The organism is Microbispora bryophytorum (assembly GCF_006874465.1).
Lineage (GTDB): Bacteria > Actinomycetota > Actinomycetes > Streptosporangiales > Streptosporangiaceae > Microbispora > Microbispora bryophytorum.
Window position 1 is genome coordinate 22702 of the sequence record NZ_VIRL01000015.1, and the last position, 19586, is coordinate 42287.

Sequence of the window (19586 nt, forward strand, 5' to 3'; positions counted from 1 at the left end):
TCCCTTCGATAGGCGGCCGATGTCACGAAGCGGCTCGGGCGGCGGCGATCAGGCCGGTGGTGGAGTAGCCCGGCACGGTCGGCAGGATGACGACCTCCCCGCCGGCCCGGCGCACGGCCTCGGCCTCCGGCATCGACCGCTCGTCGTAGTCGCCGCCCTTCACCCACACGTCGGGGCACAGGCGCTCGATGACCCGCGACGGCGTGTCCTCGCCGAAGACCGTCACCGCGTCCACGCAGCCGAGCGCGCGCAGCACCTCGACCCGGTCGCGCTCGCTCACCAGCGGCCTGCCCGGCCCCTTGAGCCGCCGGATCGAGTCGTCGGAGTTCACACAGACCACCAGGGCGTCGCCTAACGCCCGGGCCCGCCGCAGCAGGCTCACATGCCCGGCGTGCAGCAGGTCGAAACATCCGCCGGTCGCGATCAGGCGGCCTCCTGCGGCGCGCACGGCGGCGGCCACCTCGAAGCCGGACGCGCCGGGCGCGAACGGCGCCGGCGACTCCCCGGCGGGACAGTGCCGGTCGGGATGGTGCAGGCGCAGCGCGGCGGCCCCGCCCTCCGCCACGAACCTGGTGGCCTCGCCGACCGCGCGGGCGACGGCGTCCTCCGTGGACGCGCCGTCCGCCAGTGCGAGCGCCGCCGCCGCCGCGAAGCGGTCGCCCGCGCCGCAGGCGTCCGGGCCGGACGCGACGTGCGGGACGGGGACCGGTCCGAACCTGCCGCCGCGGCGGGCCAGCATCGCGCCGCGCTCCCCCAGGGTGATCGCGACGGCCTCGGCGTCGAGGTCTCGCACCAGCCTGCGGGCGGTGCGCTCCGGTGAGACGTACGGCTCCTCGCACATGCCGCGCGACTCGGCCTCGCTGGGCGTGACCAGCGCGCATCCCGGCACGGGCAGCGAACCCCGGGGATGGGGGTCCCAGACCAGCGGCACGTCGAGGCCGCGCAGCGGCTCGCGCAGCAGGTCGGCCACGCCGCGCCCGTAGTCGGCGACCAGGACCGCGCTCGCCGCGCCGAGGGCGTCGGCCGCGCGGGCGAACGCGGAGGCGGAGGCCACCTGGCCGGGCCGCCCCATCGCCCGCCCGTCGCCGGTGTCGATCCTGACCAGCGTCTGCCCGCGGGCGCGGACCCGCGTCTTGCGCACGGTCGTGCCGCGCAGCGGCAGCCGCACGATCTCGACGTAGGGCGACAGCAGACCCTCCAGGCAGCGGCCGGAGGGGTCGTCGCCCAGGGCGGTGATCAGCACCACCCGCGTGCCGTCGCGGGCGGCCAGCAGCGCCGCGAGCCCCGCGCCGCCAGGACGGCGGTGCTCCGCCCGCCCATCCACGACGGGGACGGGGGCGTCGGGGGCCAGCCGGTCGGCGGTGCCCTCGACGTCGACGTCGAGCAGGGAGTCTCCGACGATGACGAGTGGTCCGCTCACGCGACAGCCTTCTCGATCACGTCACAGAGCATGTGGATCACCGTGAGATGCACCTCCTGGATGGTCGCGGTGTCGTCCGCGGGCACGGTCAGGGCCTCGTCGCACAGCTCGGCGAGTGGGTTCGGCCCGGGGCCGGTCAGCGCCCAGGTCGTCAGGCCGCACTCGCGGCCGGCCTCGGCCGCCTCGGTCACGTTGCGGCTCGTCCCGCTGGTGGACAGGCACATCAGCACGTCGCCGGGGCGGCCGTGCGCCCGCACCTGCCGCGCGTACAGCTCGGCGATGCCGAAGTCGTTGCCGATGGCGGTCAGCGACGAGGTGTCGGCGTGCAGCGGGATCGCGGCGTACGGCCGCCGGTCGACGCGGTAGCGCCCGACCAGCTCCGCGGTCAGGTGCTGCGCCTCGGCGGCGGAACCGCCGTTGCCGCAGGCGAGCAGCCGTCCGCCGCCGCTCAGCACGGCCGCGAGCTTGTAGCCCCAGGCGTGGATCTTGGGCGTCTCCGGGTCCACCGCCGTCAGCGCGGTGCTCAGCCGGGCCAGATGAGGATGCATCGCTCAGCCTCCCGCGGCGGCGAGGGCGCCCAGGCGCCCGCCGGTCAGGTTCCGGAACACGGACTCGGTCTGCTCGGCGATCCTGGGCCAGCCGTAGCGGGCGCGGGCCCGCCGGGCCCCTGCGGCCGACAGCGCCGCCCGCAGGCCGGGCCGGACCAGCAGATCGCAGAGCGCGCGGGACAGCGCGCTCGGCCGCCGGGGCGGCACGAGCACGCCGCATCCCGCGACGGTGTCGAGGTGGCCGCCGACCGCCGAGGCGACCACCGGCACCCCGCAGGCCAGGGCCTCCAGCGGCACTATGCCGAACGGCTCGTACCACGGGACGGTCACCAGGACGTCCGCGGAGCGCATGAGGGCGGGCACCTCGGCCCGGCTCACGCTGCCGATCAGCCGGACCCGGTCGCCGAGGCCGAGGCCGTCGGCCAGCGTGCGCAGCCGCGTCCCCTCCTCGTCGCCCGGGTCGCCGCCCGCGATCACGAGCTCGGCGCCGGGCACCTGCCGCATCGCGCGCACGACGGTGTCCACCCCTTTGCGCGGCACCATGCGGCCGATGCTCAGCACCCGGAGCCGGTCGCCGCGCGGGGCGGCCGGGCCGTCCGGGTGGAACAGGCCGAGGTCGACGCCACACGGCACGACCGCGATCCGGTCGCGCGGCACGCCCATCGCGACGAGTTCGCCCACCTCGTCGGAGCAGGTCGCGATGACCGCGACCGCCCGGCGGCCGATGTCGCGCTCGATCGCGAGCCGGCTCGGCGGGCTGGTGTCGGCCTCGCCCTGCCAGCGCCGCTTCACGGTGCCGAGCGCGTGGTAGGTCTGCACGACCGGTATCCGCAGAGGCTCCGCCGCCGTCAGTGTGGCCAGCCCGCTCATCCAGAAGTGCGCGTGCGCCACGTCGGGCGGCTCTGCCTTCCACCTGCGGGCCAGGTGCTCCCCGAACTCGGGCATGTGCGGCAGCAGCTCGTCCTTGGGCAGCGGCTCGGCCGGTCCGGCCGGCACGTGCTCGACGGTGACGCCGGGCGCCATGGGCACGGTGTCCAACTGGCCGGGGGAGGTCCGCCGCGTGTGCACGACGACCTCGTTGCCCCGTTCGGCCAGGGCCAGGGCCAGCGCCGCGACGTGCACGTTCTGCCCGCCGGCGTCCACACCGCCGAGGGTCGCCAGCGGGCTGGCGTGCTCCGACACCAGGGCGATCCTCATGGCACCCTCTCCTTCACCGCCTCTTCGGCCGGGATGAGGCGGCGCACCGCGTCGACCACCTGCTCGCCGCCGATCGAAGTCAGGCACGGGTGACCGGGCAGGGGGCAGATCCTCGCCCTGCTCCCCCGGCAGGGGGCGCCCTGGTCGCCGAGCACCACCGTGGGCACGCCGTACGGCGCCCAGCGGGCGGCGGGCACGACCGGCGCGAACAGGCTGACCACGGGCGTGCCGACGGCGGCCGCGAGGTGGGCCGGGCCGGTGTTGGCGGCGACCACCGCCGACGCCCCGGCGAGCACGGCGGCGAGCTCGGCGAACGTGGTCGCCCCGCCCAGATCGAGCGGGAAACCGGGGCCGAGAGGGTAACCGGAGCCGAGCGCCGGCCCTGAGACGAGCTCCGGCCCTGAGACGAGCGCGGTCAGCGCCCGCTCGCCCGGACTGCCGGTGACGACGACCCGCTCGCCGGCGGCCAGCAGCGCCTCGACCGCCTCCGCCCACCTCTCGGCGGGCCACGCCCTGGCCGGCGCGGTCGTGCCGGGATGCACCACCACGTAGCCGGGCGGACCGGTGAGGTGCTCCACGTCCGGCAGCGGGCCGCGCACGGCGAGCCGCCCGTCGTCGCCCGGCGGGAGGTCGAAACCGGCGGCGCGGGCGAGGCCGAGCATGCGCTCCGGCTCGGGGACGTCCACGCTCTCGTCCACGACGTGACGCACGTCGAGCAGGGAGCCGGGGTAGTCCTCGCTGATCGCGGCGATCCGCGGCACTCCGGCCAGCCGCAGCAGCAGGGCCGCCGGCAGCGCCGACTGGTGGAAGGACGTGAAGACGACGGCCACGTCCGGGCCGACGGCGCGGACCTGCTCCACCAGGCGGGCCGCGTGCTCGGAGGTCATCGGGACCGGCTCGGGGTCGATCCACGGGGCGCGCCACTCCAGGACGCGGTCGACGCCGGGAAGCAGTTCGGCCGCGGCCCTGCCGTGCGGGCCGGCGAGCATCACGACCTCCCGCGCCCCGGCGGCGACGGCGCGCACGGCGGGCCCCGCGAGCAGCACGTCGCCCGCGTTGTCGGGCCGGACCACCAGAGCGGTCCCGATCACGAGCGCCTCCCCGTCGTGCCCGTCCGCACCCTCGCCTCTCCTGCGATCCGCTGCGCGCAGGCCACCGGAGGGATGACCACGCTGGTCACGGCCATCCGCACGATCTCCTCCGGCGTACGCGGGCCCGGGGCGATGCGGGCGCGGGCGAACTCGGCCGTGAGGCCGAGCCACGCCAGCCCGGCCGCGGCGGCGAGCCGCCTGCGGCGACCCCCGGTGGCGGCGAGCGTGAGCGCGAGCAGGCCCATGCCGGTGGTGAGGGCGTGCCGCCTGAGCCTGCCCGGGTGGCCGCCGATGATCACCCGCCAGTCGGGGCCGTGCACGTGCCGCATGAGCGCGTCGGACGCGTTGCCGCGCTGGAGGCGCACGCTCGACCAGAAGCCGTCGTCGCGCACCGGGTGGCGGGTCAGCCGCTCCCCCTTGACCAGCGAGAACCCCGCGCGCTCGACCCGCAGCGCGAGATCGGCGTCCTCGCGATACGCCCCAGGGAAGCGCTCGTCGAACCCGCCGCTCGTCTCCAGGGCGGTCCTGCGATACGCCATGTCGGCGGTGATCCAGTGCGCGCCGGCCAGGCCGGCGGTGTTGCGCTCGGCGTCGGTCGGGCGGCGGTCCGCGGGCAGCGGCACCTCCAGCCGTCCCTGGCTCCCGCCGACGTTGTCCGGCAGGCGGGCGAGGTCGTCCGTCAGCGCGCGCGCCCAGCCGGGGCCCGGCACCACGTCGTCGTCGAGGAACACCACCCACGGCGTCGTCGCGGCCCGCCATCCGGCGTTGCGCGCGGCGGCCGGGCCGCGCCCGCCCGACCTGAGCACGCGCACGCGGCCGGGCACCGTCAGCGGCTCCAGGCTCTCGCCCGGCCGGTCGTCCACCACGATCACCTCGGGCCCGTGACCATGAACGCGGCCGACGGCGGCGAGTGTGGCGGCCAGGCTCGGCCGGCCGATCGTCGGGATCACGACCGTGACGGCCGGTCCCGTCTCTCGGTGCGGCTCCCCGGGGGAAGCCGCGTTCGTCTCCCGGGTCATCTCAGTCGTCATCCGGCGAACACCGCCCCCCTGCGCACGACGTACGGACCGAGGACGAGCACGTCCACCGGGGCCGAGCCGAAGCACTCCAGCGCGTCGCGGGGGTCGTCCACCATCGGGCGGCCGGCCGTGTTGAGGCTCGTGTTGACCACCACCGGCAGCCCGGTGCGCGCCTCGAACTCCTCAAGCAGCCGGGCGAGCAGCGGGTCGCGGCCGCGCTCGACGGTCTGGATCCGGGCCGTGCCGTCGACGTGCACCACCGCGGGGACGCGGTCGCGCCACTCCGGCCGCACGTCGTGGACGAACAGCATGTACGGGCTCTGCATCGGGCCTCTGCCGAAAATCGTCGGGGCGCGTTCCGCCAGCACCATCGGGGCGATGGGGCGGAACTGCTCACGGCCCTTCACGTCGTTGAGCCGCTCGGTGTTGCGGGGGTTGCCGGGGTGGGCGAGCAGAGAGCGGCGGCCGAGCGCGCGGGGGCCGTACTCGGCGCGTCCCTGGAACCAGGCGACCACGCGGTCGGCCGCGAGCTCGGCGGCGACGGTCGCGGCGAGGTCGGCGGGGCGTTCGTACGGCACGCGCGCGACGTCGAGCCAGGCGCCCAGCTCCTCGTCGGTCCACCCCCGCCCGAGGTCGGCTCCGGGCATCGGCGTGACGGGGTCGCCGCCGGCCTGCGCGAGGTGCAGCGCACCCCCGAGCGCGGTGCCCGAGTCGCCCGCCGCGGGCTGCACCCACACCTCCTCGAACGGGCCCTCGGCGAACAGGCGGGTGTTGGCGACGCAGTTGAGCGCCACTCCCCCGGCCATCGTGAGGTGGCGCGCCCCGGTGCGCTCGTGCAGCCACGTGGCGAGGTCGAGCAGCACCTCCTCAAGGCGGATCTGCACGCTCGCGGCGAGGTCGGCGTGGTCGGCCGTCCACTTCTCGCCCTTGCCGAGCGCCTTGGCGTAGACGCTCCAGTCGATCGCCTCGACCCGGAAGCCGCCGTCGCCCGTCGGGTAGATGAGCTCGCGCATCTCGCGCAGGAAGCGCGGCTCGCCGTAGGAGGCGAGGGCCATCACCTTGTACTCGTCGCTCGACCGGAGGAAGCCGAGGTGCTGGGTGAGGTCCTCGTACATCAGCCCGAGGGAGTGCGGCAGCGCCTGGCTCGCCAGGACGGTCAGCTCGCCGTCCCGGTAGTGCCCGGCCAGGTGCGAGACGGCCTCGCCACGGCCGTCGCAGACCAGCACCGCCGACTCGCGGTAGGGCGCGGCCAGCCCGGCCGACGCGGCGTGCGCGATGTGGTGGGGGACGAACCGCACCTGGGCGGCGTCGAGGCCGGGCAGCGCGGTGGCCAGGAAGGCGGGAGCGCGGCGTGCGTAGGCGGTGCGCAGGTCCTCCCAGCGCTCGTCCTGCCCGGGGCCTGCGGGAACCACGAGCGCGGGGTCGTAGGAGTAGGCGACGCCGTCGAGGTCCTCGGGCCGCAGACCGGCCTGTTCGAGGCACCACGCGGCGGCCAGCTCCGGCAGCTCCCAGGCGGAGAACGGGACCGGGCGCTTGCCGTGCTTGCGGCGGCTGAAGCGCTCTTCCTCCGCTGCGGCGATCACCTCACCGTCCACGACCAGCGCGGCGGCCGGATCATGGAAAATCGCGTTTATCCCCAAGAACCGCATCGGTTTCCCTCCGTGGCGCAGTGGAGGTCTGGTTACCGAGAGAAGCGCTTCCAAACACTGCTTTGTAGAGAAGTCGACGTGAGTGGGGGATGCACTCAATATTTGCTACTCCGCGTAGTCACGGGCGCAGTTGTGGCAGTGTTTGCCGATCTGTCCCTCGGGTAGCCCGGCGGGCGATTCGTGCAGGAGGTTCCTTGTGCCACAGGCCGCTCGTCCACCCGCCGCGGTGCTTTTCGACCGCGACGGAACGCTCATTCACGATGTTCCCTACAACAGTGATCCCGAGCGCGTGCGGCCCGTCGCCGGGGCTCGGGAGGCGCTCGACCGGCTGCGCGCGGAGGGCATCCCCATCGGGATCGTGACCAACCAGTCGGGGGTCGCCAAGGGCCTGATCGCCCCGGAGGACCTGCGCGCCGTGAACGACCGGGTGGACGCCCTGCTCGGCCCCTTCGAGGTGTGGGAGATCTGCCGGCACGACGACGGCGACCGCTGCGACTGCCGCAAGCCCGCGCCCGGTCTCGTGCTGCGCGCGGCCCGGCGGCTCGGCGTGCCTCCGGAGGACTGCGTGGTGATCGGCGACATCGGCCGGGACGTGGAGGCGGCCCGTGCCGCCGGCGCCCGGGGCATCCTCGTGCCGACCCCGGTGACGCTGCCGGAGGAGGTGGCCGCGGCCCCCGAGGTGGCGTCCGACCTCGCCGCGGCGGTCGATCTGGTGCTCGGGGGGCGTTCAGCTCATAGCGGAGGATGAAGAGGAGACGACCAGGGCAGGTGGGTGGGGCGCCCGCGGGCGGAGGGCAGGGGTGTTGCGACACGGTGTTGCGACACGGTGTTGCGACACGGTGTGGCGAGGTCGGCGGAACGACGGACGGGGAGCGACGCGATGAAGATCATGGTCTGGCATGTCCACGGTTCGTGGACCACCTCCTTCGTGCACGGGCGGCACGACTATCTGGTGCCGCTCACCCCCGACCGCGGGCCCGACGGGCGGGGCCGGGCCGACACCTATCCCTGGCCCGGCACGGTGCGGGAGGTCCCGTACGACCGGCTGGCCGGCGAGGACGTCGACGTGGTCGTCTACCAGCGGCCGCACGAGCTCGGCCTGGCCCGCGAATGGCTGGGGCGCGACGTGCCCGGCGTCTACGTCGAGCACAACACGCCCGCTGGGGACGTGCCCAAGACCCGTCATCCGCTGGCCGACCGCGACGACATCCCGATCGTCCACGTCACCCACTTCAACGACCTGTTCTGGGACTCCGGCCGCGCCTCCACCCATGTCATCGAGCACGGGGTCGTCGACCCCGGCTACCTCTACACGGGTGAGCTGGCCCATGCCGGCGTGGTTGTCAACGAGCCGATCAGGCGCTGGCGGGTGGCGGGCACCGACCTGCTGCCCACGTTCGCCGCGACGGCCCCGCTCGACGTGTTCGGCATGAAGGTGACGAACCTGCCGTCCACGCTCGGCCTGTCCGGGGAGATGGAGGCGTTCGAGGACCTGCCGCAGGCCGCCATGCACGCGGAGCTCGCCCGGCGCCGGGTCTACCTGCACCCCTACCGGTGGACCTCGCTCGGACTGTCGCTGATCGAGGCCATGATGATCGGCATGCCGGTCGTCGCGCTCGCCACCACCGAGGCCGTGGAGGCGGTGCCGCCGGAGGCGGGGGTCGTCTCGACCAAACTGCCGACGCTACTGCGGGCGCTCGACCGGTACACCAACGAACCCGAGCTCGCCGCACAGGCGGGCAAGGCCGCCCGCTCGGCCGCACTGGCCCGCTACAACCTCGACCGCTTCCTCGCCGACTGGGACAGGCTGCTCGGCTCGATCGTCCCGGGATGACTCTGCCGCGGGCACGCCGCAACGGAAAAGCCGAAATCTAGAAAGTTACTGTCCGTAATAAGGTACAAATCATGTCAATGTGTCCATTGAGGCGATCAGTGCTTAAATAGCGATAGATCGCGGGATTGCCTTCTCCTCCACCATCAGGCCGGACGCCGTCTGAGGCAACACGATCGTTTGAGCGAGGTGTATCGAGAGGAGGTCCAGTGGGCGAAACCCCTGGGCACCGCGCGTGACGACGGTCCGGAATTCGCCGAGTCTGGGGTTTCGATGGAGAACGCGTCGTTTGGGGTCGCACTCCGGAATCTACGCAGGGAACGTGGCCTGTCCCTGGCATCCCTGTCGGCGTTGACCCATTACAGCAAGGGCTACTTGAGCAGGATCGAGACGGGCGAACGCCCGCCGACGCCGCTGGTGGCCAGGCGCTGCGACGAGGTGCTCCGGGCCGAGGGCGCGCTTGCCGGGCTCGTTCCCGCGCGACATCGGCATCACGGACGTTTCCTTCGTCCGGCGCAGCTTCCGGCGGCCCCGCGCGCCTTCGCCGGCCGCTCGGCCGCGCTCGCCGAGATCGAGGACGCTCAGCTGGGCCATCAGGTGGTGATCGTCTCCGGCCCCGCCGGTGTGGGCAAGACGGCGACGGCGCTGCACTGGTCCCATCGCGCCGCCCGCCGGTTCCCCGACGGATGCCTGTTCGTGGACCTGCGCGGCTTCGACCCGACCGGCACTCCGGCCGAACCGGCCGACGTGCTCGCCCGGTTCCTCCATGATCTCGGGTGCTCCCCCGCGTCCATACCGGCCGGCCTGGAGCCGCGCTCCGTCCTGCTGCGCACCCTTCTGGACGGCAGACGTACGCTGATCGTCGTCGACAACGCGGCCACGTCCGGCCAGGTACGTCCGCTGATCCCCGGCTCGGCCGGATGCCGGCTGGTGGTGACCAGCCGGAGCCGGCTGTCCGGCCTGGTCGCCAGGGACGGCGCCGCGCGCGTCGTGCTCGCGCCGCTGCCGGAGCACGAGGCGCTGGACCAGCTCGGCCGTGCCATCGGCGGCCGGCGCGTCGTGGAGGAGCCCAAGGCCGCGGCGGAGATCGCCAGGAGGTGCGGCTATCTTCCGCTGGCGCTGCGGATCGCGGCGGAACGGGCGCAGGCACGTCCGTCGCTGCGGCTGACGACTCTCGCCGCCGAGCTCGCGGCCACCCGCGGGATGCTGGACCTGCTGGCCACCACCGAAGACGAGGCGACCACCCTCCGTTCGGTGTTCTCCTGGTCCTACCGCACGCTCGATCCGGACACCGCTCGCATGTTCCGGCTGCTCGGCCTGCATCGCGGAGGCGAACTCGGTGTTCCAGCGGCCGCCGCGCTGGCCGGGATCGGCCACCGGCACGCGCGGCGTCTGCTCGACGCGCTGGCCGCCGTCCACCTGCTGGAGGAGACCGGCGGCGCGCGATACCGCTTCCACGACCTGGTCCGGCTGTACGCCGCCGACTGCGCCGAGGCCGACGAATCGCCCGAGGACCGGTCCGCCGCGGTGCGCCGGCTGGTCACGTGGTATCTGCACGCCGCCGCCGGCGGGCGGCCGGCGGCGTCCGCCGGTTGTGACGACGCTCCCGGCTGGTCCGACGCCGAGTGCGGGCGTCCGGCCGCGGCCCATGACGACCTGGACGATCTCGACCAGGCGCTGGGATGCTGCGAACAGGCCCTGGCGATCCTGCGGCGCGTCGGCGACCGGGCGGCCGAGTGTGCCTGCCCGAACCACCCGGACGGCAACTGACACCCGCTGGGTGATCTCCTCCTCGTCGCCGGTCGCCGTCCTCAGGCGTTCCTCCTGGCGAAGAGGCGGGCGCCGAGCGCCAGGCAGCACGCGGCGGTGGCGAGGGCGACCCCGGCGCCCGCCACGACGACCGAGCTGCCGTAGTCGCCGTACAGGGCGGTACGCATGCCGTCGATGACGTAACGGAACGGAGTGAGCCGGGAGAGGATGTCGAGCCATTGGGGCGCGAGCGTCATCGGGAGCAGGATCCCGGACAGGAGCAGCAGCGGGATGGCCGCCGCGTTGAGCAGGGGGGTGAACGACTCCTCGTTGCGCACGAGCAGGCCGAGCCCGTGGGACAGGGCCGACAGCCCGACCGCGATGGCCGCGACGAACAGGAACATCAGGAGAAGGCCGAGGGCGGGAGCGCGCAGGCCGAACGCGTACGCCACGGCGAGCAGGACCGCCGTCTGGACGAGCAGGACCACGGTGTCCCTCATGACCCGGCCGGCGAGCAGGGCGAACCGGCTCACCGGGGTGACGCGCATCCGCTCGAACACACCCGATCGCAGGTCGGCGATGATGGACAGGCCCGCGAACAAGGGCCCGAACAGGCCGAGCTGGATCAGCAGGCCGGGCACGAAGAAGCGCCATGCCGCCCCGGCCGGCAGGCCGTCGACTCCCGCACCGGCCACCCTGACCAGGAGCGGGCCGAGGAACGCCAGGTAGAGCGCCGGCTGGAACAGGCCGATGACCGGCCACGCCGGGGAGCGCAGCGACAGCCGCATCTGTCGCGCGAAGATCAGCAGGCTCGCAGGGATGAGGGACACGCAAGCTCCTCCACGGTCGGGGACCGCCGCAGCGCCACGGTCACGAATGGTTCTCGCTGAGCGAGGACCCGGTCAGGGCAAGGAAGACGTCGTCCAGCGTCGGCCGGGCGATGTTGACGGATCGCAGGTCGAGGTCCGCCTGGTCCGCCGCCCGCAGCAGCCAGACGAGCGCCTTCTCGCCACCGCGCGCCGTGAGCCGGACGGTCTGCCCGGACACGGCGATCTCGTCCAGACCGGGGCACTCGGCGAGCACCGCCTTCGCCCGGTCGGCGTCGCCGCCCAGGGTCAGGCTGATCACATCGCCGGAGATCCGGCGTTTGAGAGCGTCGGGGGTGCCCTCCGCGATGATCCGCCCGTGGTTCATCACCAGGATCCGGTCGCAGAGCGTGTCGGCCTCGTCGAGATAGTGCGTGCTGAGGAAGACCGTCGTGTCGAAGTCGTCCCGCAGCCGGCGGATGTGCGTCCACAGGTCGCTGCGGCTCTGCGGGTCCAGGCCGACGGACGGCTCGTCCAGGAAGACCAGCGGCGGCTGGTGGACGAGCCCGAGGGCGATGTCGGTGCGCCGCCGCTGCCCGCCCGACAGCGTCCTGATCGGCCGGTCCGCGAGCCCGGTCAGATCGAGGCGCTCGCACAGGTCGGCGGCACGGCGCACCGCGTCCTGCTTCGCGATGCCGTACAGCCGCGCCTGCAGGATCAGCTCCTCGGCCACCCGGCAGTTGCCGTCGGTGCCGCCGGACTGCGCCACGTAGCCGATGCGCCGGCGGACGGCGCCGGGGTCGGTGTTCACGTCGGCGCCGACGACGACGGCCCGGCCCGCGCTGGGTTTGAGCAGCGTGGTGAGGATGCGCAGCGTCGTGGTCTTCCCGGCGCCGTTCGGCCCCAGGAACCCGATGATCTCGCCGGGACGCACCTCGAAGTCGACGCCCCGGACCGCCTCGACCTGCTGGCGGCCGACCCTGAACGTACGGGTCAGCCCGGTGGCCTGGATGATGGGCACGGCCGCTCCCGATGTGCTCATGACCAGCCCGCCGCCACCGCGACGACCAGATCGCCCTTGTGTGTTATCGAGACGTCGAGATGCCGCACGCCGGCGGCGTCGGCGGCCGTCCGGGCGGCGCCGAGCAGCGTGACCTCGGGGGCTCCGGAGGAGGCGCGGGCGACCACGATCTCGCGTGGCGCCACGCCCTGGAACAATCCCATCCGGAACGCCTTGAGCACGGCCTCCTTGGCGGCGAACCGGCCGGCCAGGAACTCTACGGCGCGCGCGTCCGACAGACTCTCGGCCTCCGAGAGTTCCGCCGGGGCGAAGGCGTAGCCGTCGAACCAGCGGCGCGCACGCAGCCGCTCCAGCTCGCCGACGGACATCAGGTCGACACCGACACGCATCACATCACCCCTTCGACGGCACGTCCGGGACGGGCGTCCCGGTCTCGCGGCGTGAAATAGTCATCCCTCAACAGCCCCTGGAAGACGCCACGGCGGTGGATGTTCCCGGTGCCCTCCATGAACTCGAACGCGCGTACGTCCCGGTAGAGCTTGTCCAGCCACGGATGCTCGACCAGCGACGCCGGGCCGAGCAGCCGGGCGGCGAGCATCGTGGCGTCCTCCGCGAGGTGCGCGGCGCGCATCTTGACGCCGCTGACCCGGAACGTGTTGGGCGAACCGGCGTCGATCTCCGCCGCGACCTCGTGAAGGAGGCGGCGCAACCGGCGTATCCGGTCGGCCAGGGCGTCGATCCGGGCGCGGTCGGCGCCGGCGAGCGCGGGGCGCTGCTCCAGCACGTAGTCGCAGGCCGCCCGCCCGGCACCCAGGGCGAACGCGGCCACACTCGGCCGGAACCACAGCATGGCCTGGAGCGCGCCCTGCAGCCCGCGCCGGCTGCGTGGCCGGTCCCGGCCGAGTATCCGCTCGGGCGGGATGTACATGCCGTCGAACCGCAACCGGCTGATCCGCGCGCCGCGCAACCCGATGATCGGGAGCGTCTCGGCGTGGAAGCCGGGATCGCCGGTGTCCACCATGACGGCCTCGATTCCCCACGGTCCCGGGGCCCGCCGGCAGAACACCACTCCGGCCCGCGCGTGCGCGCCGTTGCCGATGTACATCTTCTCGCCGGTCAGCACCCAGCCGTCGCCGCCGGGGGCGGCGTCGAGGCGGGTCGTGAGCTCGGTCGCCGCCGAGCCCTTCTCTGGTTCGGTCAGCGCGAAGAAGGCCCACGAGGGCCAGTCGGCGGTCTTGGTGAAGAACCAGTCGCGCTGCGCCTCGTCGGCCAGGGCCCGCAGGACCGCGGTCGACAGGGCCGGACCCGGGCTGGCCAGCGTCATGCCCGGGTCGCCGTAGGCGAGCCACTCCGCCGCGAGTATCCACTCCGCGCACGAGGCCTCGGCGGGCACGAAGGACGGCAGGAGATCCCCGCCCCCGGCGTACCGGGCCGGGGTGAGCATGTGCTGCTGGACGCGCACCGCGGGCAGGTGCAGGAACCGGGAGACGGCGTCCGGATCGGCGTCGAGCTCCTCGCCCGGTCCGCGCAGATCCCGCGCGGCCTCCCGGAGGAAGTGTTCGAGCTCGCCCGCCCGCCCGCCGTACGTGTCCGGGTGGTACGCCGAGGCCGTCCGGCCGGAGTCAGACATCGCCGTCACCCGCCTCGGGCTGGAGGTAGACGTTCCCCGTCACCTCGGCCAGGTACAGATCGACGCCGGGTCCCTCGGCGAGCATGCTGTAGCCACCGAGGAGGCGGAGCAGGACCCGCCCCGCGCGGGTCAGGCGCAGGTGGCGAGCCCAGCGGACGTCGCGGCCCGTCTCCTCCGCCGGTTCCGCCGCCGCCTCCTGCAGCTCCATCGCGACATCGGCCAGGTCGGCCTGGAGCTGAGGCCGCGTCAGCAGGCTGGTGCCCTCGCTGGCCCGCTCGCCCAGGCGTGCGATCGTGTGCGTCAGCGTCCGGTGGACGACCTCGCGCTGCAGGGTGAGCAGCCCCTCGGCGAACCGGCCGGCCGTCACGTCGTCCCGGGCGCTGCCGCCGGGTGCGGGCACACACGCGAGCCCGAAGCGGGTGAACCTCCGCGTCCCGTCCCCGCCGAGCGCCCGCGCCGACGCGAGGACGCGTCCGGAGGGCGAGGCGACGAAACGACCGGACGCCACGTCGGCGTGCAGGGCGTCGAGCAGGGCCGGATAGTCTCCGAACCCACCGGTCGTCGATGCGCCTGTGGTCAGTGCGCCTGTGGTCAAAGCGCCTGTCGTCATGGGTGCCCTCCCCGCCTGTTTCCGGCGGCGACGGCACGCTCGCGACGGGTGAACGTCGCCACGTGGCCGGCGCCGGTGCGCGGATCGACATCGCCGAACACGATCGTCCGGTAGGCGTCGCGCCACTCCTCGTGGTGCCTGGCGAACTCCAGCCAGACACCGGTGCAGTAGGAGCCGGGAGGCGCCTGGTGGGCCTTCGGCCCGGCCGGCCCCAGGTCGAGGGAGTCACCCCACGAGCCGGTCACCACCAGCCGGTCGCCGGGCCGCTCGTCGCCCGGCAGTCCCGGCGGCTTGTCGAGCAGGGCGGCGAGGTCGCAGTGCGGGCCCGAGGAGCCGACCCCGGCCAGCTCCCAGCCGCCGGCGGGTCCGAGCGCCAGCAGCACCGCCGAGTCCACCAGGTCGCCGTCCTGGACGAACGGCTCCGGATAGGGGAACGACGTCTGTTCGAGGATCAGCAGGACAACGCTGCGGCAGCGGCCGGAGCGCAGGTAGGCGTCGGCGATCCGCAGTGCCGTGAACGGGGCGCCGAGTCCCTGCTCGGAGACCGCGAAACTCAGGGGACGGCCGTCGAACACGCGGGTGAGGTGCGCCGCCAGGGTCTTCTCCGGCGCGTGCGGGTCGGGCAGCGCGTAGGCGACGATCAGCAGGTCCGGGGCGGGCAGCGGGCCGGGGGCCTCCCGCAGCACCCCCTCCGCGAGTTCGAGGAAGGTGGTGTTGCTCCCGCCCGCCGCGTACGACGGATCGAACCGCATCCCGTACGGCGCGAGCACGCCCTGGTTGAACTCGAGGATGTCGGGTTCGAAGTGGCACGGACGGGCGGCCCGCGGCACGTAGGCGACCGCGGTCTCCAGTGACAGGGACATGACCGTGCGTCAGCCCGCGTTGCCGGTGGCGACCAGGTCCACGAGCCCCTGAAGGTAGTCGACCAGGGTGCCGACGGTCCGGAAGCTGTCCATGTCCAGGCCCTCGGGGTCGATCTCGACGTCCATCGTGTCCTCTACGGCCATGAGCAGTTCGAGGATCGACGTGGAGTCCAGCTGGAGGTCGTCGAACAGCCGGGTGTCCTCCGTAACGCCGGGGATCTCCCGCTGGAGGACCTCGCCGATGGACCGGACGACGGCTGCGACGATCTCGGATCGGGTCATTGCCGGGTTTCCCTTCTCACTGTGGGACTGATCACTGTGGAGCTGTCTCTGCGGTGCCCGTCTCCGGGCCGCCGGCCGCCGTAGTCGGTGGGTCGACGAGGATCTGCCGGCCCAGCAGGTCCTCCACGGTGTCGCGGTGCCGGACGAGGTGTGCGGTGGCGCGAGAGACGAGGACCTCGGCGGGATAGCCGTGGCTGAGGAACAGCACCGGTGACGAGGTGGGTCCGTAGGCGCCCGAGCGTTCGACGCCGATCAGGTCGCCCGGCCGCACCTCGGGCAGGGCCACCTTGCGGCCGAGCACGTCGTCGGGGGTGCACAGCGGCCCGGTGACGGTGTACCGGCGGTCGGCGAGCGCGTCGTGGTGGTCGATCGACCGGATGGGGAAGTTGCGCTTGACGAAGCTGCCCACCCCGACGGCGGCCATGTGGTGGTTCATCCCGCCGTCGGTGACGACGAACCACTCCCCCTTGGACTGCTTCACGTACCGGGCCCGGACGACGTACGTGCCGCAGCGGCCCGCGAGGTACCGGCCGAGTTCCATGATCACCCGGCAGCCCGGGTGCTCGGCCGCGAATTCCGCGACGACCGCGTTGACCCCCTCGGTCAACTGGTCGAGATCGAGATCCTTCTCGTTCTCGAAGTACGCGATGCCGAGGCCTCCGCCGATGTCGACGGTCTCGAGCGGGAAACCGAGCTCGGCGCTCAGCTCGCGCGCGGCGGCGAGAATGCCGGCGGTGTTCTGGACGATGCCGTCCGGGTCGAGGATGCGGGTGCCCATGTACGCGTGTATCCCGATGACGCGTACGTTGCGCAGGGCGCGCAGCGCCGCCCCGCTTCGCAGCAGCAGCTCGTGGTCGATGCCGAACTGCCGGGGCTTGCCGCCCATGGACAGCCGGGCGCCCTTGGTGCTGAACGCCGGGTTCACCCGCAGCAGGGCCCGGGTCCCCGGGCGGCTGATCCGGTCGAGCGCGGCCAGCTCGTCGAGCGACTCGCAGACGACGGCCGCGATCCCGTACTCCAGGCAGGCCCGCAGTTCCTCCTCGGACTTGCCCGGCCCGAGGAAGATGACGTCGGACGGCTGCGCCCCGGCCCAGCGCGCCGTGGCGAGCTCCGCCAGGGAGGACACCTCGAGGCCGGCGCCGAGCGACCGCATGACGGCGCAGACGCTGACGTTCGGGTTGGCCTTCGCCGAGTAGAAGACGTCGACGGCCGGATGGAGGCGGCGCCGGAGCGCGGTGTAGGTCTCGGCCAGCACCTCGGCGTCGTAGACGTACAGGGGGGTGCCGAACCGATCGGCGAGATCCGCGACCGGGATGCCCTGGACTGCGTACGCGTCGGTCATGAGCCCTCCCTGGGCTGTAGCACACCGGACAGGGCGGCCCGAGCGGCTTCGTCGAGCGCCGCCAGCCGGTCGTGGTCGGGAGCGGTGAGCAGGGTGTAGAGCCGGCCCTGATACGGCGGGCCGTCGCCGGTCCCGGCGTTGGCGGTCCCGGCGTTGACGGTGCCGAAACAGGTGACGACGACCCGGCCGCCCGGCGCCGGGGACAGCAGCGGGCCGAGGACCCGGCGCAGGTCGTCGAAGACGATCGGCGCCGCGGTCCGCACCGGATAGTGCCGGGCCAGGGCGACGTGACCCGGCTGATGGAACAGCTCGGTCATGCCGCCCTGGTAGGTCGACATGTTGAGCCTGGCATTGATCTCCAGGACGGGGTGGACCCGTTCGTCTTCCGCGACGATCGCGTCGATGCCCGCCACCCCGAAGAACCCGTCGGCGGCCAGCCGGCCGCCGATCTCCGCGGCGGCGCGGCGCAGCAGCGCGTGCTGGTCCGCGCCGAGATCGGGAGGCATGAGATGCCCCTGGTGGACGCCGCGCTCGGTCAACGCCTGCTTGACGAAGTCGAACCGCACGTCGCCGCGCCGGTCGACGGTGATCTGGTAGTTCAGGTCGGCGCGCTTGGGGATCCAGCGCTCGACCACCACCGCGAGCCGGTCGTCACCGGTGCGGGCCGCGCGCCGCTCCACGATGCGCAGCAGCCGGTCGGCCTTGGCCGGGGTGTCGAGCACGACCAGGCCCTTGCCGGAGACTCCGTAGGCGTCCTTGACCACCACCGCCCCCGGGGCGCCGGCGGCCTCGGCGAGCGCGTGCCGCAGCTCGCCGAGCGACTCGCAGCACCATCCGGGCACGGCGGGCAGCCCGAGCTCCTCGGTGATCCTGCGGCTGTAGATCTTGCTGTTGACCCGCTCGAACGTCGTCGCGTCCGGCACGGCCAGCGGCACCTGGGCGGAGACCGCCAGTTTCTCCTCGGACTCCGAGGTCCCCATCGGCATGAGCCGTGCCCCCCGCCGGCCGAGAAGGCTCAGCCGGTCGAGCGCGCGCGGCGAGTTCAGCAGGTCCTCCGCGGTCGGCCTGTCCTCGGTGGTCGTCTCCGGCACGAGCACCGCCGGGAGGCCGACCCCGAGATCCTCCTCCAGGTAGCGGAGGTAGCCCTCGTCCGGCGCGTGTTTGACGACGAGGACGTCGCCGGGCCCGGCGAGCAGGATGCCGAGCTCCTCCATCCGCTGGACGATCGCCGTGGGCGTCGCCGCGGGCGCCGGCAGGCCGACATGGTGCCGGGCCCACTGGGCCTCCACCTCGAAGTTGCACAGGAACGCCAGAGGCGTGGCCGGGTCCCCGGTCAGCGCGGTCTTCAGCCGCCGGAGGTAGTCCGTGCTCTCGCGTGTCACAGCGTGTTCCCTCCTATCCGCCGATCACCATCGCGGCGTACGTCGCACCCAGGCCGACGGCGGCGAGCAGGTACACGCCGTCGTCGCGCAGCCGGCCCTCGTCACGCATGCTGGCGAGATTGATGAACGGATCCGATCCGAAACAATGGCCATATCGGGGCACGTTGTCGAGATATATTCGCTCGACCCCGAAACCCAGCTCCCGAATCACGCCCCGCCACGACGAGTTGTTCACGTTGTGCGGCACGATCATTGTTATTTCCTGCGGGCTCAGGCCCGCCTCGTGAACGGCCTGGCGAATGATCTCGACGACGGCCGGCGTGTAGGAGGTGAAGAATTCCGCGAGCACGTCGGGTTGCGGGCGGTACAACTGCGCGTATTCGCCGCGGGTCCGCACCGCGTACGACCGGATGCGCCGGCCGGCGCCCGCCACGCCGACCAGGCAGGCGGCCGACCCCTCCCCCATCACCGTCGTGTTGGGAATCACCGAGAAAATCCGCGACGACGCCTTCTCCCCGGTCACGACGAGGGCGCGCCCGTCGGTGTCTCCGTCCGCCAGCAGCAGTTGCACCGCGATGTCGACGGCGGCCAGCCCGCTGGCGCAGTTCTGCTGCGTGACCGCGAACGCCTCGGCCCTGGGCAGGTCCAGCCTGCGGCACAGCTCCTGCGCCGTGCTGACGTGCGCGGGCGCGACGTCCGGGGCGGTGTGCGCGTAGACCAGGTAGCGGATCCGGTCGCGGTCGGCCGCGGTGGGGACGAGTGCCCGTGCCGGCGCGACGAGCAGATCGATGAGGTCGAGGTCCGGATCCATGGGCAGCCGTGCCAGACCGTGGACGCGCTGGAACACCCGTAGCTGGTGCCGGTTGATCCCGAGCCGGTCGGCCACCTCCTCGATGGCGACCGACCGGCTCGGGACGAAACCCTGCACCGCCTCTATGGCCGGGACGGGGGCGGTGGGCATGAAACGCGCCTCCACTGCTCACGTGATCGAAACGATGCACACGCTAGGCCCGACCACCCCCGGAGCAATATTGGGGTTTTCCCTACCGTTGCCCGCCGGACGGCGGGACGGGAGATGTAGGGGTTTCCCCAATAGGCCTCCGATCCGCCGGATAAATACTCTCCGCATGAAATTCGTCGAACGCC

The 19586-nt window shown here is 73.2% G+C and carries 19 protein-coding genes; 3 read left to right on the forward strand and 16 right to left on the reverse strand.

Going from position 1 to position 19586, the window contains the following annotated elements; translation table 11 throughout:
• Window positions 1-22: 22 nt before the first annotated feature.
• The 6 genes from FLX07_RS24415 to FLX07_RS24440 are packed head-to-tail and all read right to left on the reverse strand — an operon-like array spanning window position 23 to window position 6924.
• Window positions 23-1420 carry a PfkB family carbohydrate kinase gene (locus FLX07_RS24415; RefSeq protein ID WP_142573768.1) on the reverse strand — a complete coding sequence of 466 codons (1398 nt, stop codon included), beginning with the start codon at window positions 1418-1420 and terminating at the stop codon, window positions 23-25.
• Window positions 1417-1968 (reverse strand): D-sedoheptulose-7-phosphate isomerase, encoded by a 552-nt coding sequence (locus tag FLX07_RS24420; protein ID WP_142573770.1) that lies wholly within the window; start codon window positions 1966-1968, stop codon window positions 1417-1419. The genes FLX07_RS24415 and FLX07_RS24420 overlap by 4 nt, the downstream gene beginning before the upstream one ends.
• Before the next feature lie 3 nt (window positions 1969-1971).
• Window positions 1972-3165: a glycosyltransferase gene (locus FLX07_RS24425; RefSeq protein WP_142573772.1), complete on the reverse strand. Its 1194-nt coding sequence runs from the start codon at window positions 3163-3165 to the stop codon at window positions 1972-1974.
• Window positions 3162-4256: a glycosyltransferase family 9 protein gene (locus FLX07_RS24430; RefSeq protein ID WP_142573774.1), complete on the reverse strand. Its 1095-nt coding sequence runs from the start codon at window positions 4254-4256 to the stop codon at window positions 3162-3164. The genes FLX07_RS24425 and FLX07_RS24430 overlap by 4 nt, the downstream gene beginning before the upstream one ends.
• Window positions 4253-5287, reverse strand: a complete 1035-nt coding sequence (locus tag FLX07_RS24435; RefSeq protein WP_223853865.1) for a glycosyltransferase family 2 protein — start codon at window positions 5285-5287, stop codon at window positions 4253-4255. Before FLX07_RS24435 ends, FLX07_RS24430 begins: the two co-directional genes overlap by 4 nt.
• Window positions 5284-6924, reverse strand: a complete 1641-nt coding sequence (locus FLX07_RS24440; protein ID WP_142573776.1) for a carbamoyltransferase family protein — start codon at window positions 6922-6924, stop codon at window positions 5284-5286. The genes FLX07_RS24435 and FLX07_RS24440 overlap by 4 nt, the downstream gene beginning before the upstream one ends.
• 196 nt (window positions 6925-7120) lie before the next feature.
• On the opposite strand from FLX07_RS24440, the gene FLX07_RS24445 reads away from it, so the two are divergent.
• The 3 genes from FLX07_RS24445 to FLX07_RS24455 all read left to right on the forward strand — a co-directional run bounded on the left by FLX07_RS24445 (window position 7121) and on the right by FLX07_RS24455 (window position 10525).
• Window positions 7121-7672 carry a D-glycero-alpha-D-manno-heptose-1,7-bisphosphate 7-phosphatase gene (locus tag FLX07_RS24445; RefSeq protein WP_229689722.1) on the forward strand — a complete coding sequence of 184 codons (552 nt, stop codon included), beginning with the start codon at window positions 7121-7123 and terminating at the stop codon, window positions 7670-7672.
• Between the two features lie 132 nt (window positions 7673-7804).
• Entirely contained in the window at window positions 7805-8758 is a 954-nt protein-coding gene (locus FLX07_RS24450; RefSeq protein WP_142573778.1) for a glycosyltransferase, read from the forward strand.
• Between the two features lie 270 nt (window positions 8759-9028).
• Window positions 9029-10525 carry an ATP-binding protein gene (locus FLX07_RS24455; RefSeq protein WP_142573779.1) on the forward strand — a complete coding sequence of 499 codons (1497 nt, stop codon included), beginning with the start codon at window positions 9029-9031 and terminating at the stop codon, window positions 10523-10525.
• Window positions 10526-10566: 41 nt separating this feature from the next.
• Here FLX07_RS24455 and FLX07_RS24460 read toward each other — a convergent pair whose 3' ends face one another.
• From FLX07_RS24460 to FLX07_RS24505, 10 genes are read right to left on the reverse strand one after another with little or no spacing between them, the layout of a single operon-like run.
• Entirely contained in the window at window positions 10567-11334 is a 768-nt protein-coding gene (locus FLX07_RS24460; protein WP_208762366.1) for an ABC transporter permease, read from the reverse strand.
• A 40-nt stretch (window positions 11335-11374) separates the two neighbouring features.
• The gene (locus tag FLX07_RS24465) at window positions 11375-12325 is read right to left on the reverse strand and encodes an ATP-binding cassette domain-containing protein (protein WP_142574020.1); all 951 of its coding nucleotides are present in this window, start codon (window positions 12323-12325) and stop codon (window positions 11375-11377) included.
• Window positions 12326-12348: 23 nt separating this feature from the next.
• On the reverse strand, window positions 12349-12720 hold the full coding sequence (locus tag FLX07_RS24470) for a holo-ACP synthase (RefSeq protein WP_142573781.1): 372 nt from the start codon (window positions 12718-12720) through the stop codon (window positions 12349-12351).
• The gene (locus tag FLX07_RS24475; protein ID WP_142573783.1) at window positions 12720-13961 is read right to left on the reverse strand and encodes an acyl-CoA dehydrogenase family protein; all 1242 of its coding nucleotides are present in this window, start codon (window positions 13959-13961) and stop codon (window positions 12720-12722) included. The genes FLX07_RS24470 and FLX07_RS24475 overlap by 1 nt, the downstream gene beginning before the upstream one ends.
• Complete coding sequence (locus FLX07_RS24480) at window positions 13954-14571, reverse strand: hypothetical protein (protein WP_142573785.1); 618 nt, start codon at window positions 14569-14571, stop codon at window positions 13954-13956. Before FLX07_RS24480 ends, FLX07_RS24475 begins: the two co-directional genes overlap by 8 nt.
• Window positions 14568-15434 (reverse strand): hypothetical protein, encoded by an 867-nt coding sequence (locus FLX07_RS24485; protein ID WP_142573787.1) that lies wholly within the window; start codon window positions 15432-15434, stop codon window positions 14568-14570. The genes FLX07_RS24480 and FLX07_RS24485 overlap by 4 nt, the downstream gene beginning before the upstream one ends.
• Before the next feature lie 9 nt (window positions 15435-15443).
• A complete protein-coding gene (locus FLX07_RS24490; RefSeq protein ID WP_142573789.1) occupies window positions 15444-15716 on the reverse strand; it encodes an acyl carrier protein in 273 nt (90 codons plus the stop codon).
• Window positions 15717-15747: 31 nt separating this feature from the next.
• Complete coding sequence (locus FLX07_RS24495) at window positions 15748-17058, reverse strand: type III PLP-dependent enzyme (RefSeq protein WP_142573791.1); 1311 nt, start codon at window positions 17056-17058, stop codon at window positions 15748-15750.
• On the reverse strand, window positions 17055-18440 hold the full coding sequence (locus FLX07_RS24500; RefSeq protein ID WP_142573793.1) for a preATP grasp domain-containing protein: 1386 nt from the start codon (window positions 18438-18440) through the stop codon (window positions 17055-17057). The genes FLX07_RS24495 and FLX07_RS24500 overlap by 4 nt, the downstream gene beginning before the upstream one ends.
• A gap of 13 nt (window positions 18441-18453) precedes the next feature.
• Window positions 18454-19401 carry a ketoacyl-ACP synthase III family protein gene (locus FLX07_RS24505; RefSeq protein ID WP_142573795.1) on the reverse strand — a complete coding sequence of 316 codons (948 nt, stop codon included), beginning with the start codon at window positions 19399-19401 and terminating at the stop codon, window positions 18454-18456.
• Window positions 19402-19586 lie beyond the last annotated feature (185 nt).

Excerpts from the sequence above, each read along its gene's own strand:
- FLX07_RS24420 (WP_142573770.1), bottom strand. The coding sequence starts at position 1,968 with ATGCATCCTCATCTGGCCCGGCTGAGCACCGCGCTGACGGCGGTGGAC.
- FLX07_RS24425 (WP_142573772.1), bottom strand. The coding sequence starts at position 3,165 with ATGAGGATCGCCCTGGTGTCGGAGCACGCCAGCCCGCTGGCGACCCTC.
- FLX07_RS24435 (WP_223853865.1), bottom strand. The coding sequence starts at position 5,287 with ATGACGACTGAGATGACCCGGGAGACGAACGCGGCTTCCCCCGGGGAG.
- FLX07_RS24440 (WP_142573776.1), bottom strand. The coding sequence starts at position 6,924 with ATGCGGTTCTTGGGGATAAACGCGATTTTCCATGATCCGGCCGCCGCG.
- FLX07_RS24450 (WP_142573778.1), top strand. The coding sequence starts at position 7,805 with ATGAAGATCATGGTCTGGCATGTCCACGGTTCGTGGACCACCTCCTTC.
- FLX07_RS24455 (WP_142573779.1), top strand. The coding sequence starts at position 9,029 with ATGGAGAACGCGTCGTTTGGGGTCGCACTCCGGAATCTACGCAGGGAA.
- FLX07_RS24470 (WP_142573781.1), bottom strand. The coding sequence starts at position 12,720 with ATGCGTGTCGGTGTCGACCTGATGTCCGTCGGCGAGCTGGAGCGGCTG.
- FLX07_RS24475 (WP_142573783.1), bottom strand. The coding sequence starts at position 13,961 with ATGTCTGACTCCGGCCGGACGGCCTCGGCGTACCACCCGGACACGTAC.
- FLX07_RS24480 (WP_142573785.1), bottom strand. The coding sequence starts at position 14,571 with ATGACGACAGGCGCTTTGACCACAGGCGCACTGACCACAGGCGCATCG.
- FLX07_RS24485 (WP_142573787.1), bottom strand. The coding sequence starts at position 15,434 with ATGTCCCTGTCACTGGAGACCGCGGTCGCCTACGTGCCGCGGGCCGCC.
- FLX07_RS24490 (WP_142573789.1), bottom strand. The coding sequence starts at position 15,716 with ATGACCCGATCCGAGATCGTCGCAGCCGTCGTCCGGTCCATCGGCGAG.
- FLX07_RS24495 (WP_142573791.1), bottom strand. The coding sequence starts at position 17,058 with ATGACCGACGCGTACGCAGTCCAGGGCATCCCGGTCGCGGATCTCGCC.
- FLX07_RS24505 (WP_142573795.1), bottom strand. The coding sequence starts at position 19,401 with ATGCCCACCGCCCCCGTCCCGGCCATAGAGGCGGTGCAGGGTTTCGTC.